Consider the following 14,193-nt stretch of genomic DNA (forward strand, 5'->3'; position numbering starts at 1 on the left):
GTGACCACCCCGGTTCTTGGCACCACAGAAACGCGGCGGCCCGCCCGGGCGGCCCACGCGGCGAAGCGCAGGCCCCGCACGGAAGCCCTGTGGGGGTACGCGTTCATCGCCCCCACAGGGCTGGGCCTGGCGATCTTCTACCTGTGGCCGGTGCTGCAGACCGCGTACTTCTCCTTCACCGAGTGGGGCGCGTTCGGCGGGCACACCTGGACCGGGCTGGACAACTACGTCAGGCTCGCCAGCGACCCCGAGGTGGGTCAGGCGGTGCTGAACACGCTCGCCTACACCGCGCTCGGCCTGGTCGGGATCCCGGTCGCCATCGTGTTCGCCGCGCTGATCAACCGGCCGGGGCTGCGCGGCGTGAGCGTGTACCGCACGGCCTTCTTCCTGCCGGTGATCACCATGCCGGTCGCCGTCGCGATGCTCTGGCGGTGGCTGTACAACGGCGACTACGGCCTGGTCAACCAGGTGCTCGCGGTCTTCGGCGTGGACGGCCCCAACTGGATCGCCGACCCGGCCACCGCCCTGTACGCGCTGGTCGTGGTGGGCGTCTGGAGCAGCGTCGGCTATAACCTGATCATCTTCCTGGCGGGGATGCAGGCCATCCCGAAGGAGCTGTACGAGGCCGCGTCCATGGACGGGGCGGGCCGCGTCAGGCAGTTCTTCAAGATCACGCTGCCGATGCTGTCGCCCACGGCGTTCTTCATCTCCATCGTGTCGGTGATCGGCTCGCTGCAGCTCTTCGACCTGGTCTTCGTGATGACCGGGTCGGGGCAGTCGGCGCGGGCGAACCCGGCGTACGCGCGGCTGCAGACCGTGGTGCAGCTGTTCTACGAGCGGGCCTTCGTCACCAACGACCGCGGCTACGCGGCCGCGATCGTGATCGCGCTGCTGGTGCTGATCGCGGTCCTGACGATCCTGCAGTTCCGGCTCCAGCGCAGGTGGGTGCACTATGTCTGAGCGTCGCGCGTTCGGCGTGCACGCGATCCTGATCGCGTCGTCGCTGGCGATGGTGGCTCCGTTCGCCTGGCAGATCATCACCTCGCTCAAGACGCTGAGCAGCGCCACCCAGGTGCCGCCGTCGCTGCTGCCCGAGGGCCGCTGGGACAACTACGCGAAGGTCTTCGAGCTCCTGCCGTTCGGCCACCAGTTCCTCAACACGGTGCTCATGGCGGCCGGCCGGGTGACCGGGCAGGTGCTGTTCTGCTCGATGGCCGCCTACGCCTTCGCCCGGCTCCGCTTCCCCGGCAAGAACGTGCTGTTCGCCGTCTTCCTGTCGGTGCTCATGGTGCCGCCGCAGCTCTTCGTGATCCCGCAGTACCAGATCATGTCGTCGCTCGGCTGGCTCAACAGCCTCCAGGCGATCATCGTGCCCGGCCTGTTCAGCGCGTTCGGGGTGTTCCTGCTGCGGCAGTTCTTCCTGGCGCTGCCACGCGAGCTGGAGGAGGCGGCCCGGCTCGACGGCGCGGGCCCGGTGCGGATCTACTGGTCGATCATGCTGCCGCTGGCCAGGCCGGGACTGGTGGCGCTGGCCGTGCTCACCCTGCTGTGGGCGTGGAACGACCTGTTCTGGCCGCTGGTCGTCAACACCGATCCGGAGAAGATGACGCTGTCGGCGGGGCTGTCGGCGCTGCAGGGCCAATACCAGACCGACTACCCGATCCTGATGGCCGGCTCGCTCATCGCCTCCCTTCCCGTGATCGCCGTCTTCGTCTTCCTGCAACGGCAGTTCATCCAGGGCATCGCCCACACCGGCAGCAAAGGCTGACCCCCCATGTTCTTACGCAGACTCGCCGCAGCCGTGGTGCTGCTGCTCGGCACCCTCACCGGAACGGCCGCCGCGAGCACCCCGCAAGCCGGCCTTTCGCTGGCGGTGCCCGCCTACTTCTACCCCGGTGACCTGTGGCGGCAGCTCGCCACGCCCGGCGTCGGGATCGTCGTGGCGAACCCGTTCTCCGGGCCGGGCAAGGACTTCGACCCGAACTACGCGCAGGCCATCTCCGAGGCCCGCGCGGCCGGGATCACCGTGCTCGGGTACGTGGCCACCGGCTACCTCGGCAGCACGGGCCGGGCGACGCGGCTCGGCGAGACCACGCCGCTGGCCTGGCTGGCGCAGTCGCAGCAGGAGGTCGCCCGCTGGTACGAGCTCTACGGCGGGTACGGCCTCGGCGGCGTCTTCCTGGACGAGGTGCAGAACGTCTGCGGCCCGTCGAACTCCTACTCCGGCACCTACCGGGCGCTCGACCAGTCGATCAAGAGCCTGCACCGGGGCGCGTTCACGGTCATCAACCCCGGCATCGGCACCGAGGAGTGCTACGCCGACATCGCCGACGTGAGCCTGACGTTCGAGGGCACGTACGAGACCTACCAGAGCTGGCAGCCGCCGGCCTGGCAGCGCGGCCGGGACCCGCGCAGGTTCTGGCACCTCGTGCACGCCACAACCACCGAGGCGCAGATGGCCGACGCGATGCGGCTGGGCAAGGAGCGCGGCGCCGGCTACATCTACGTCACGCCCGACGTGCTGGCCAACCCGTGGGACACGCTGCCGCCGTACTGGGCGGCCGAGCTGGCGGCGGCCAAGGCGCAGGACACCACCGCGCCCGCGCGGCCGGGCGCGGCCGTGGCCGTCAAGCGCACCCCGACCGCGCTGAGCCTGGCCTGGCGGCCCGCGCCCGGCGCCGTCGGCTACGACGTCTACCTGGACGGGCTGCGGGTGGCGGGCACGGCGGGCCGCGTCCCCGCCCTGACCGTCCGGAACCTGGAGCCGCGCACCCGCTACACGGTCACGGTGCAGGCGCGGGACCTGGCCGGCAACGTGTCGGCCGCCGGGGCCGCCGCGTCGATCGAGACCAGGCGGCCCGACCCGTCGCCGCCCGCCACTCCCGCCGGGCTGCGCGCGGACCAGGTCAAGGTGGCCAGCGTCCGGCTGGCCTGGGCACGGAGCGCCGGCGCGGCCTCGTACGACGTCCTCATGGACGGGCGGCGCCTGCTGCGGCTGCCCGCGGAGCTGCTGCCCGGCGACGCGACCGTCCCGGTCACCGGCCTGACCCCGGCGACCGCGTACACCTTCTCCGTGATCGCCAGGGACGCCGGCGGCAACGTCTCGGCCCCCACGCCGAGCCTGAGCGTCACCACCGCCGTGCCCAGCGGCGACCCGATCTCCGAGCCCGGCGGGTCCGTCGTCGCGGACGGCGTCACCTACCAGACGCGCTACAACCTGCCCTTCGACTTCCACCACGTCTACATCGACCTCGACGACGATCCCGCCACCGGGTTCGCGGTGGCGGGCATCGGGGCCGACTACCTGATCGAGAACGCGTGGTTCTACCGGCACGCGGGCGAGGGCTGGAACTGGACGCCCGTGGACGCGAACCCGCTGGTCTCCTCGGCCGACGACCTGTTCGTGTGGCGGGTGCCGCTCGCGGGCGCCGGGCCGCACAAGGTGGTCTTCCACGGCTCGGGCAGCTCGCCCGAGGCCTACAGCCCGGCTGTCACGATTTCCTGACGCTGACCTGCCGTGCGCGCTTACCGCATGACGATCGTGGTGAGCGCGCGCGGCGGGAGGGTCACCGTGCGGCCCGTCACCTGCGACGGCGTGAGCGAGTTGGCGTTGTCGGTGACGTAGGCGGTCGCCCGGCCGCGCACGCCCTGCCAGGTGACGGGCGCGGTGCCCGTGTTGAGCACCTCGACGACCCGTGAGCCGTCGGCGTTGCGGAAGGCCGACACCTTGAGCGCGGGGTCGGCCGCCGTCGCGTCCAGCCGGACCGCGCCCGGCCTGATGAACCTGCTGTACGCCGCCAGCGCCCACAGCCGCTTCGACACGCGATACGTCTTCGCCACGTCGTCGATCTGCAGCAACGCCCTGGTCGCGCCGCGCGAGGCGCCCAGCCAGTAGACGTAGCCGGTGACGTTCCCGAGCGTGAGCGCGTCGTGGACGGCCTGCGCGATCGTGAAGCCGTCGTAGCCGCTGCCGTCGTCCCAGTTCTCGTTCCAGGTGTTGCCGTTGGGGTTCCACTCCGACATCCACGTGGGCCTGGAGGTCGGCAGCGGGGCGTCCACGGGGCTGGCGTAGGTGTGCCCGGTGTGGGTCTTCACCCAGCGGCGGGCCTGGGGGTCGGCCTCGATCGCGGCCGTGTACGCCTTGGCCTCGTTCCAGCCGAAGGAGTCGCAGCAGGCGAGCCGCACGCCCTTGGCGACCGGGCCGAGCACCTTGACGAACTGGGTGGCCTGCTCGGGGGTGAAGCGCATGGAGGCGTACGTGGCCGTCCAGTCGGGCTCGTTCGTGAACCCGAGGTCGGTGATCTTGATGCCTTCCCTGGCGTAGAACTTGGTGTAGGCGACCAGGTAGTTCGCGTACGCCTGCTGCCACTCGGGCTTGAGCGTGCCGCCGTTCTTGTCGTCGCCGTTGTCCTTCATGTAGCCGGGCGCGCTCCAGGCGTCGGCGAAGAAGCGCTTGACGCCGTACGCCTTGGCCTCCTTGGCCACCCAGACCTGGCTGTTGTCGTCGCCGTCCCAGACGTACTTGGGCGGGGCGTCGGGACCGCCCGGGTCCTCCGGCTGGATCGACACCATGTGGTCGTACGGGCTGCCCGCGGGGGAGGAGCCGATGCCCAGCCGCAGGATGCTGAGCCCGGCGCCCTTGCCGCGGTCGAACCACAGGTCGAGGATCTCCCGCTGCTGCTCCGGGGTGAGCGCCTTGAGCAGCTCGTTGCGCCGGAACGCCTGGGAGACGCCGAACCCGTCGATGTCCTGGTGCCTGACGCGTTCGTTCACGGAGACGGCCGGCGGGCCGGCTTGGTGCGTCGGGCTCACCGCCGGGAGTCCGAGCAGCGTGATCGCGACAACTCCTCGTAACATGAGCGTCCTCCGAAAGTTTCGGATCCGTGACGATATGTTTCGCCGATGGCCGGAACCGTAAACGCAGGGGAGGGCTGCCGTCAACCACCTGATCACAGGCTGGTCAGGAGCCGTGTGCGGACGCCGCTCCAATCGGCGATATTTCGGACTCCCGGTGAATAATCCTGCGACGGTCGTCATTACGTCGCGGGATAACCAGAGAAATGTGCGCTCGCCGGTCATGTTCGGCGCGCGCATTTGTCGATGACGATTATTCGAGCCGGAGCGTTGGAGGGCTCATGGGATCGTCGAAGCCGCCGGTGGAGCTCCTGATCGGAGGCGCGTTCGTCCTGGTCGCACTGGCGTGTGCGGCCGTCGCCCTGACCCTGTCCGCCACCGCGGGCATGGTGGCGATGGCCGTCGCCGTCGGGGCCTTCTCGGCCTGGTCGAGACGCCTGGTCGTGGGACCAGCCATCGGGGTGATGGCGTGGTGTTTCGCCACCGGGTTCCTGCTGAACGGCATGGGGGAGCTGACCCTGACCTGGCCTGACGACGAGGCCAGGCTGCTCGGCTTCATGACCGTCGGGACCATGGGGAGCGCCTGCGGGACGGTCGGCAGCGTCCTCGGGACCGCCCGGCGGCGGCGCCACCGCAGGCGGGGCCGCCGCCGCGGGCCAGCCCTCCTGGAGCGGCGCTGCCCGGCCGAATTACGCGCGACCGGCGAATGGCCGCCGCCGCCGGGCCGGGAACGGCGTCCCGGCCCGGGGAATTCTCATTAGCCCGCTGAATGCGGCAGATTCTCGGCGCGCTCTTTGATGGTCAGCATCTGCCGGCGCATCGCCAGGAAGTCGCCCACGTCCATCGTGGCGAGATAGGTGGTGCCGCGCAGGCCGGGCGTGGCGCGGATCCGTACGCGGACGACCATCCGGGTCCTGCCGTCGAGGTCGCGGAGGGCGATGGAGCACGTCGTGGTGGCGTCGGGGCCGCGCATGGCCAGGACGAGGGTGTGCGGCGGGTCGGCCTCCTCGACGACGAACCCGGCACCGTCCGGGGCGCCGGACAGCACGTCACCGACCTTGAACCCCTGCCGCCCGGCGGTCTGCTGCCCGGCGGTTTGCTGTCCGCCCTCGGGACCCTGCGGACCTGCCGCCGGACCCTGCTGAGCGGCCCCGGGGCCTTGGCCCGTGGCTTCCTGGCCCTGCTGCGCGGCGTCGGGACCTTGGCCTGCGGTCTCCGGGCCTTGGGCCGCGGCTTCCGGGCCTTGGCCTGCGGCTTCCGGGCCTTGGGTGCCGGGGCTTGCCGCGGGGCCGCTCTGGTCGGTGGCGCCAGGCCATTCGGAGGATCGAGGTCTCTCGGACGGGCCTGTGTGGGTGTGGCCATGGCCCGGGGTGTAGGCGCCGAGCTGGATCAGCCACGCCCAGACGGAGGCGGGCGGCGCGTCGATGGTGATCGCGCGGGTCGCCTGGTACTGCGGCACCCGGACGAGGTCGTCACCGGCCATGCCCCCGTGGACCTCTCGGTCGTCGGCGCCCCAGCGGAGGTGCCACGGGCGGACGGCGAACAGGTAACCTGCCGCCGCACCGACCGCCAACCGGAACAGAGAGCGCGGAACGATCATTACGAACCCCTTCTCATCGCTGGTCGGAACGCCCAGTCTCGGGGGTGCCGCCGGAGTTGAATAGGGCCTTCCTCAGCAAAACGCCATATTTCCGGATTTGTTATAGGGCGGGATGCCGGGAATGGCGAGAAACGCGGCGGATGTCAGATCTGGTTCGGCTTCCACGCGGTGAGGTCGTACGTATCCGCGACCGTCCGCCACGCCTGCGCGAACCGGGCCTTGGCGGTCTGGGCGACCTCGGATCTGTCCAGGCCACGCTGGTAGTCGGGATCGTCGGCGATGGCTCCCGTGCAGCCGCCGTTCACGTAGCGGCGCGCCCAGGAGAGGAACGCGGTGTCGGCGTCGTGGGAGGCGTCGAGCGCGTCGACCAGGGCGTCCTTCAGGCCGGCTCCGTCCGGGAGCGCGGTCGCGGCGAGCGCCTGGGCTGAGGCGAGCTGGTCGCGGCGGCTCTTGGTGATGTCCTGGATGCTGTCCACCCCGTCCGGTTGGCAACTGCTCGCGCTCGCGATGGCGTCGGACAGGCTGGAGCGCGCGGAGCTGCTGCTGGCCAGCAGGTCGTTCATCGCCTTCGCCTGCTGGGCGGCGGCCGGGTCGGAGGCGGCCGGGTCTGAAGCGGCGGGGTCTGAAGCGGCGGGGTCGGAGGTGGCAGGATCGGAGGTGGCGGGGTCTGAAGCGGCCGGGTCGGATGAGGTCTCGTCGGGGGAGGTCTCGTCGTCCGTGGGGCCGGAAGAGTCGGTGCCGCCGGTCGTGTCCGGCGTCTGTGGCGACGTGGCGCCGCCGCCTTCGGGGCCGGTGGTGGCGACGGCCGGGACGTTCCCCTGCCGGGATTCGGCTGCCTCGTTCGCCGAGGGTGCGCGGTTGGCGACGATCCACCAGGTCACGGCAAGGGCGAGACCGGCCGCTGCCAGGCTGGCCAGCACCGAGGGCCGCCGCCAGACCGGCGCGCGCCCGCGCAGCCTTGGGGGCTCCCACCCGCCCTGCCCCGCCGGCGCCGCGAACTGCCCACCCGGCGGCGGAACGGGGACGCCGCGCGGCCCCACCGGGTAGCCGGGTGGCCCCGGCGGATGGCCGTCCGGTCCGGGGGGCGGCCATGCGCCGGCCGAGGACGACCAGGAGGAGGCGGGCGGCGAGCCGGCGGACGCCCCGGTCGGATAGCCGGTCGGGTAGCCGCCCGGGGGTCCGGACGCGGAGCCGCCCGGAGGTCCGGACATGGGGCCGCCCGGGTAACCGGATGCGGGGCCGCCTGGGTAGCCGGACGCAGGGCCGTTCGAGGGGCCGTTCGGAGGGCCGTTCGGGGGCTCGGCCGGAGGTCCGCTCGGAGGGGGCACGGGAGGGGGATCTTCAGGGGGGAGGTGGGCTCGGCAGCGGGGGCACACGGTGAGGTTGCCGACGTGGGATCCGCAGCGCCTGCAGAGGCGACTGGAGTCCGATTCATGCACCAATGCACCCTCCCGAGAATCCTATAAAAAGGGACAAATGCTTTCTGGGGCCGATCTTCTTATGGTCTCTCGCCTTCCCGGCTCCGAGTGAGACTATTTGCTAACAAGGTACCTCCGACACATTCGCGCCGCATAAGCTCGCCCCCGCACGTAAAAACGAACGGGAGAGGACCATGGTTCTCAATAGCTCCAGTGCGGACTCCCTGCGCGATACGCATGCGAACGCCCCCCAGATGAGCAACGTGACGCGCTACCTCTGCGCAGCCGCCTACCTGGACAGCGGCTTCCGCGACAGGGTGCTGGGCGAGCTGTTGTCCGACCCGTACCGGGCGGTCCCTCCCTCGTACGGCGGATTCGACCTCATGCCGGTGCTCCACCACTGCCGCCGCTCCCGGACGATGCTGGTGGTCCGCGACGGCCTGATCGCCGGATTCTGGATCATCGGCTTCCTGATGGCCCCGCTGAGCGCGATCACGTGGGCGTTCGCCCTCATCCCGTTCGTCCTCCTGACCGCCGACCGGGTCCGGCGCGGCCCGCTGTTCTTACGGCTGCTGATCTGGCTGTGGGCGGGCTATTCCGTCGTCTCGCTGCTCTTCCTCGTGTTCCTCAGCGAGGCGGTCGGCCTCGTGGGCGGCCTGGTGAGCGGCCTGCTGGCCGGGCCGTCGTCGTACGACGACCTCTACGGCGCCGGCGCGGCCTCCAGCAGCCTGGCGAGCGGCCTGGTGCAGTCGCTGCTCATCCCGGCCGGCACGCTGGGCATCGCCGTCGTGTACCGGATCGCGATCTACATGACGCTCGCCGGCACGCTCAGGCCGGGCACGCCCGAGCCGATCACCCGGGTCACCCACCCCAAGACCGGCCGCCGCCTCGACTACATCCGCAGGGCCCAGTGGGGCAACGTCACCATGTACGCGAACGAGGACGCCTTCATGGGCGCCGGGACCATCGAGCGGAGCTGGTCCATCGCCGTCGAGCTCGACCGTGTCCGCGACGGCCTGGGCGGCAGGCGGCAGGACGACCCGGTGGACATCGACCCGGTGGAGCTGCACGCGTTCGTCCGCGGCCGGCTCGTGGACATGCGCGACCGCGTGCTGCGCCCCAACGAGGGCATCCAGCGGCTCGACCTCGGGGACCACGTGGTGACGCGCGGCATCTTCACCGTCAACGACTGGCACCGGGACCGGGCGTCGGTGGCGCATCCGTTCATCGGCAAGGACGGCCTGCCCCGGTCCCTGGCCACTCCCGAGGAGATCGCGGCCATCGCCCGCCATCCGCAGGGCGGGGTCCGCTACTACCAGCGAGTGACGATCAACAACGCCGGGCAGGAGATCCGCGACCTGCGCGGCAACCTCGTCGCGCCGGCCGAGGACCAGGAGGCGCTGACGTCGGCGTTCATCTATCTGGCGGTCGAGGGGCGGATGCTCTACACGCAGTTCGTGGTCACGGTGCTGCCGCCCGCGTTCGGGCCGTACCACGTGGTGGACCGGCTGCCCACGATGACCGGCGGGCGGATCGCCTGGGAGGCGGTCAGGGTGCTGCGGCTGCGCCTGCTGCGTGACGTGCTCGCCGCACCCGTGCGGGTGGTCAGGACGGGTGTGCAGGCCGTCAGGCAGAACATGATGGCCCCCGACCCGGGCAAGCACATCGTCTATCCGTACGGGTCCCGCTTCAGCGTCCGCGAGCTCGGCGCGAGCGAGGACCTGCAGACCCACATCCAGGTGCTCGACATGGCCAAGTACATCAGGATGATCGAGCAGCGGCTCACCAAGGCGGTGCTCGACTTCCTGGAGGAGCGTCAGGTGGAGACCGGCGCCTACCGGTTGCAGGCGGCCGGCGTGACCATGAACACGGTGTCGGTGGGCGCGGGCGGGTCGGTGAGCGGGCCGATCGCCTTCGGGCAGCACGCGTCGGCGACCGTGCACAACAACGCGAGACCGGGTTCATGACGAGCGAGGAGGCTTCCATGGGTACGGAGTACGGCGTCCACATCAGCGGCGGCGACGTCAGCGGGCCCATCGCGATGGGCGCACACGCCCGCGCGACCGTGCACAACGTGACCATGGCCGCAGGAGGGGAGCTCGGTCAGCTCCTCGACCGGCTGGAGCGGCTGCTCGGCGAGCACGAGGCGAAGCTGGCCGAGCCGCACCGCGCGGCCAGGGACGTGGCCGACGTCCGGCAGGAGCTGGCGGAGGCCGAGCCGGACAGGTCACGTGTCCTGGACGCGCTCAAGCGGCTCTCCGTCCGGGCGGCCGAGGTGTCGGTCATCGTGGAGGTCGTCTCCCAGATCCGCGACCTGCTCCCCTGACCCACCCCCCGCCGATCAGAACGGGGAGCTGGTCATCGTGTACCACGTCGGAGCGCAGGCCAGCAGGGCCAGTGCGACGAGGACCGCGAGCGACTTGAGTGCGCGTGAGGTGGTGATGATCGCGGGCGCGATGGGCCGCTGCTTCCATCGTCCGACCGCGATGAACGCCGAGACGCCGCCGAGCACGAGGTTGGCGGGCACGAGTTCGTACTCGCCGCGCAGGATGTGGAAACCGGCCGCGAGGATCATCGTCAGCGTCAGGCCGGCGGCGGCGAGCGGCGTCAGCATCGGCTTGACCCTCGCCATCGCCGGCAGGATCAGGCCGACGCCGCCCAGCACCTCACAGACCCCGATGAAGACGATCAGGGGCTGAGGCACCGCGGCGTACCAGGCCACGGCCCGGGGCGCCGCCGCATACAGAGCCGCGTCGTACAACAGCACCTTGCCGAAACCGCTGCCGACGAAGAAGAAGCCGAACAGCGCTTGGAGCGACCAAAGCGCGCCGTTGAGCGTGAACCTCATTCCGCGCTTCTTGGGCTGCTGATCAATGTCCTTGATGCTGAGGAGGTTGTCGCTGACCTGCTGGTTCATGTCCTGTCACTACCTTTCAGATCGGGTTGGCAGCCGCCGCGTCGCGCCGGCTGTGTGGTGGCCTCCCAGGTGAACCCGTCCGGGTCGACAAGGGCGTTTCCCTGTTCTCAGTCCTGGATGAGGCCGAGGACATTGCCATCGGGGTCGGTGAAGGTGGCCACCAGGCGGCCGCCTCCGACGTCGTGCGCCGCCTCCTGCACCGTGGCCCCCGCGGCGGTCACCTCGGCGAGCTTCGCCTCGATGTCCGGCACGTGCCAGTAGGCCACCGGGGTGGTCATGCCCTGCGGTCCACCGTTCGGCACCAGCCCGATGTGCTGACCGCCGGCCTCGAAGCCGACGTAGTAAGGACTGTCGTTCTCCGGCTGGACGCCGAGCAGGGCCGCGTAGACCTCCTTGGCCTTGGCCAGGTCGGACACGGGGTGCAGCACAGTCTTGATCATGATTACTCCTGTGGGCGCGATCCGTTGTGCTCCTAGTTTTCATCCCGGCCTGGTCGGTGAGCATCCGTGGTGACCACGGAACCGACCACGGATCGCATGCACGGATGGAGCACGGAGAAGATGCGACAAAATATGACTGTGGCGACAGAAGGTGACATCTCTCCAAGAGAGACCGAGGTGCTGCAGCTCCTCGGCGCTCACCTCAGCAACGCTGAGATCGCAGCGCGGCTGTTCATCTCGGTACGTACCGTCGAGAGCCACGTTTCCTCGCTGCTGCGCAAGCTGGGGGTGCCGGATCGGCGAGCACTCGCCCAGCGCGCGGTCGTCGAGCAGCCTCATCGGGAACCGGCCCCCCTGCCGGCCCCGCTGACCTCGTTCATCGGCCGGGTCAGGGAGCGGGCGGAGCTGGCCGACCTGATCATGAAGCATCGCCAGGTGACCGCGGCCGGTCCTGGCGGCGTGGGCAAGACTCGCCTCGCGTTGGCGGTGGCAGCGGAGGTAGCCGATCAGTACGCCGACGGGGTGTGGTTCGCCGACCTGATCCCGGTCACCGATCCCGGCATGATCGCGACCGCTGTCGCGGGTGCGCTGGGACTCGGCGAGCAGCCCGGCCGCGACCTGACCGAGTCGGTGGTCGCCGCGCTGGCCGACCGTCAGGCGTTGCTGGTGCTCGACAACTGTGAGCGCGTCGTGGACGGGGTGGCGCTGTTCCTTGAGCGGCTGCTCGCGGCCTGCCCTCGGGTGAGCGTGCTGGCGACCAGCCAGGCCCGGCTGATGGTGCCGTTCGAGCGGGTGTATCAGGTCCCGCCGTTGTCGCTGGCCGGAGAGCCGGACGCGGTCGCGTTGTTCCTGGAACGGGCGGCGGCGGCCGGCCGGCCGCTGGATCCGCCACGGCACGACGAGATCGCCGCGATCTGTGCGCGGCTGGACGGCATGGCGCTGGCGATCGAGCTGGCCGCGGCCCGCTATCCCACGCTCGGCCTGGACGGCATCACCGCCGCGCTGTCCCACCCGCTTCGGATGCTCACCGGCGGCTCCCGCGCCGACGAGCGGCATCGCTCAGTGCGGGCCGTGCTGGACTGGAGCCACGCCCTGCTGGAGCCGGCCGACCAGGAGCTCCTGCACCAGGTGTCGATCTTCGTAGCGCCCTTCACCGCATCGGCGGCGGCCGAGGTCACCGAATCCGCGATGGGCGTGGTCGCCGACGGACTGGCCCGGCTCGCCGAGCAGAGCCTGCTGGCGGTGGCGGCATCCCCGCAAGGCACCTGTTACCGGGCATTGGAGACCATCCGCCAGTACGGGACGGAACGGCTCAGCCAGGCCGGTGAGCTGGCCGGTGCCCGGGTCCGGCACCTGCGCTGGTGCCTCACCCAGGCCGTCGACCTGGGGGCGGCCGGGCCGGACTGGCGGGCCCGGTTCGACGCGGTCGCCGATGACCTCCGTGCGGCGCTGACGTGGGCGGCAAGCGAGCCGGAGCGGCGCGCGGACGCCTACCGCCTGGCCCGGCACCTGGCTGAGCTGACGTTCACCCGCCATCTGATCGGTGAGTCCCAGCATCGCTACGAGCAGGCGTCCGCGCTCGCCGACGACCCCGCCGCCACCGCCTCCATGCTCCGGCAGGCGGCGGCCGTGGCCGGCTGCCGGATGCGCGGCGATGACATGTACCGCCTCTACCGCGCCGCCGGGGCCGCCGCCCGCCAGGCAGGCGGTACGGCCGGCGCCGACCTGGCGACCGCCGCGATCGTCACTTATCGGTTCGACACCCAGTTCGAGCAGGTCCCGGAGCCGGAGGAGGTGATCGCGCTGATCACCGAGGCGCGTGAGCTGGCCGGCGACGATCCGTCAGCCCGGGCCATGGTGGCGCTGGCCGAGGCGGGGAGGATGCTCACGGAGGCGTTCGGTTCCGCCGGCGACAGTGCGCGAGAAACCGTCACACGTGTCGAGTCGGCGGTCGAACTCGCCCGCCAGGCCGGTGATCCGCTCGGCGAGTCCGCCGCGCTCGACACCCTCACCGTGGCCCAGAGCTGGGCCGGTGACACGTTTGCCAGTGCCGCCACGGCGCGCCGCCGGATCACCCTCCTGTCGTCCGTGCCGGACAGCCCGGCCAAGACCCACGAGCTGATCGACGCGCTCGCCGCGTCGATGGAGTCCAGCCTGGGCGCAGGGGATCTGCCGAATGCCCGCCGGTGGGCGCGGCAACTCGCGGATCATCCGCTGCTGGCCGAGGTCGGCCATCGTGCCACGGCCTGGCTGCTGGTGGCCGACGCGCTGGCGGGCAACGCCGGCGATGTGCTCGCCGCCAGTACCCGGTTCCTCGACGCGTGGCGCCGCGCAGGCAGCCCCGCCCGGGCAGGGCTGGGCCCGCCGGCGGCCGCGGTGGCCATGATCCACGGTCTCCGCGACGACCGCGCCGCCCACGGCGAATGGAGCGCGATCCTCCACCAGCTCGACGCCTCGCCGTGGCAGACCCATGGCTACGGGGCGGTGTTCGACGCCCTCCTCATGCTCCATCGTGGGCAGGCGGAGGAGGCGATGGAACGGATGGCGCCCGAGCCGGGTGCGGCACGGATCCCCTGGATCTGGCTTCACTGGTATGTGGCACTTCGTTCAGAAGCCGCCGTGCTCGCCGGGACCTCCGATGCCCGCGATCGCGTGGCCGAGGCCCGGACCATCGTGGCCGGCAACCCGGTCGCCCGCGCCATCGTGGAGCGGGCGGAATCCGTCCTCGACCAGGACCAGAAGCGCCTGCTCGGCACCGCGGACGCGTTCGAGGCCGCCGGCTGCCCCTACCAGGCGGCGCGGACGATGATCCTGGCCGGTGGCGTGCATGCCGCCCGTGGCGCCGCCGTCCTGGCCGATCTCGGGCTCGCCCCCATGACCGTCACCTGAGTACGCGGAAGGCGGCGCGATTCCGTACCGGTGCGCGTCCACCGCGTCAAGGGCGATCGCGAGCCGGTAGCCCGC

12 protein-coding genes are annotated in these 14,193 nt (G+C 71.0%); 7 read left to right on the forward strand and 5 right to left on the reverse strand.

What is annotated here, in order from left to right; genetic code table 11:
- The 3 genes from ABEA43_RS05080 to ABEA43_RS05090 are packed head-to-tail and all read left to right on the forward strand — an operon-like array spanning position 1 to position 3,505.
- Positions 1–960: a carbohydrate ABC transporter permease gene (locus ABEA43_RS05080; protein WP_345559171.1), complete on the forward strand. Its 960-nt coding sequence runs from the start codon at positions 1–3 to the stop codon at positions 958–960.
- Positions 953–1,768, forward strand: coding sequence for a carbohydrate ABC transporter permease (locus ABEA43_RS05085; RefSeq protein ID WP_345559173.1), 816 nt, complete (start codon positions 953–955; stop codon positions 1,766–1,768). The genes ABEA43_RS05080 and ABEA43_RS05085 overlap by 8 nt, the downstream gene beginning before the upstream one ends.
- A 6-nt stretch (positions 1,769–1,774) precedes the next feature.
- Complete coding sequence (locus ABEA43_RS05090; RefSeq protein WP_345559175.1) at positions 1,775–3,505, forward strand: spherulation-specific family 4 protein; 1,731 nt, start codon at positions 1,775–1,777, stop codon at positions 3,503–3,505.
- A gap of 20 nt (positions 3,506–3,525) precedes the next feature.
- Here the strand turns inward: ABEA43_RS05090 and ABEA43_RS05095 are convergent, their stop codons facing one another.
- Entirely contained in the window at positions 3,526–4,857 is a 1,332-nt protein-coding gene (locus ABEA43_RS05095; protein WP_345559177.1) for a glycoside hydrolase family 30 protein, read from the reverse strand.
- Positions 4,858–5,135: 278 nt separating this feature from the next.
- Here ABEA43_RS05095 and ABEA43_RS05100 point away from each other — a divergent pair, with 278 nt between their 5' ends.
- The gene (locus tag ABEA43_RS05100; protein ID WP_345559179.1) at positions 5,136–5,615 is read left to right on the forward strand and encodes a hypothetical protein; all 480 of its coding nucleotides are present in this window, start codon (positions 5,136–5,138) and stop codon (positions 5,613–5,615) included.
- Here ABEA43_RS05100 and ABEA43_RS05105 read toward each other — a convergent pair.
- Both ABEA43_RS05105 and ABEA43_RS05110 read right to left on the reverse strand, forming a co-directional pair.
- Complete coding sequence (locus ABEA43_RS05105) at positions 5,612–6,454, reverse strand: hypothetical protein (protein ID WP_345559180.1); 843 nt, start codon at positions 6,452–6,454, stop codon at positions 5,612–5,614. The two genes, ABEA43_RS05100 and ABEA43_RS05105, sit on opposite strands and share 4 nt — an antisense overlap.
- A gap of 143 nt (positions 6,455–6,597) precedes the next feature.
- Complete coding sequence (locus ABEA43_RS05110) at positions 6,598–7,665, reverse strand: hypothetical protein (RefSeq protein WP_345559182.1); 1,068 nt, start codon at positions 7,663–7,665, stop codon at positions 6,598–6,600.
- 461 nt (positions 7,666–8,126) lie between these two features.
- Here ABEA43_RS05110 and ABEA43_RS05115 point away from each other — a divergent pair, with 461 nt between their 5' ends.
- Together ABEA43_RS05115 and ABEA43_RS05120 are read left to right on the forward strand one after the other, a co-directional pair.
- A complete protein-coding gene (locus tag ABEA43_RS05115; RefSeq protein WP_345559184.1) occupies positions 8,127–9,839 on the forward strand; it encodes a hypothetical protein in 1,713 nt (570 codons plus the stop codon).
- A 17-nt stretch (positions 9,840–9,856) separates the two neighbouring features.
- Complete coding sequence (locus ABEA43_RS05120; RefSeq protein ID WP_345559186.1) at positions 9,857–10,198, forward strand: hypothetical protein; 342 nt, start codon at positions 9,857–9,859, stop codon at positions 10,196–10,198.
- Between the two features lie 15 nt (positions 10,199–10,213).
- Here the strand turns inward: ABEA43_RS05120 and ABEA43_RS05125 are convergent, their stop codons facing one another.
- Both ABEA43_RS05125 and ABEA43_RS05130 read right to left on the reverse strand, forming a co-directional pair.
- Complete coding sequence (locus ABEA43_RS05125) at positions 10,214–10,789, reverse strand: DoxX family protein (RefSeq protein WP_345559188.1); 576 nt, start codon at positions 10,787–10,789, stop codon at positions 10,214–10,216.
- Between the two features lie 107 nt (positions 10,790–10,896).
- On the reverse strand, positions 10,897–11,229 hold the full coding sequence (locus tag ABEA43_RS05130; RefSeq protein WP_345559190.1) for a VOC family protein: 333 nt from the start codon (positions 11,227–11,229) through the stop codon (positions 10,897–10,899).
- A gap of 132 nt (positions 11,230–11,361) precedes the next feature.
- On the opposite strand from ABEA43_RS05130, the gene ABEA43_RS05135 reads away from it, so the two are divergent.
- Positions 11,362–14,118, forward strand: a complete 2,757-nt coding sequence (locus ABEA43_RS05135; protein ID WP_345559192.1) for an ATP-binding protein — start codon at positions 11,362–11,364, stop codon at positions 14,116–14,118.
- The last annotated feature ends 75 nt before the right edge of the window (positions 14,119–14,193 follow it).

This window comes from Nonomuraea rosea (assembly GCF_039539705.1).
In the GTDB taxonomy this organism is placed as follows: Bacteria; Actinomycetota; Actinomycetes; order Streptosporangiales; family Streptosporangiaceae; genus Nonomuraea; species Nonomuraea rosea.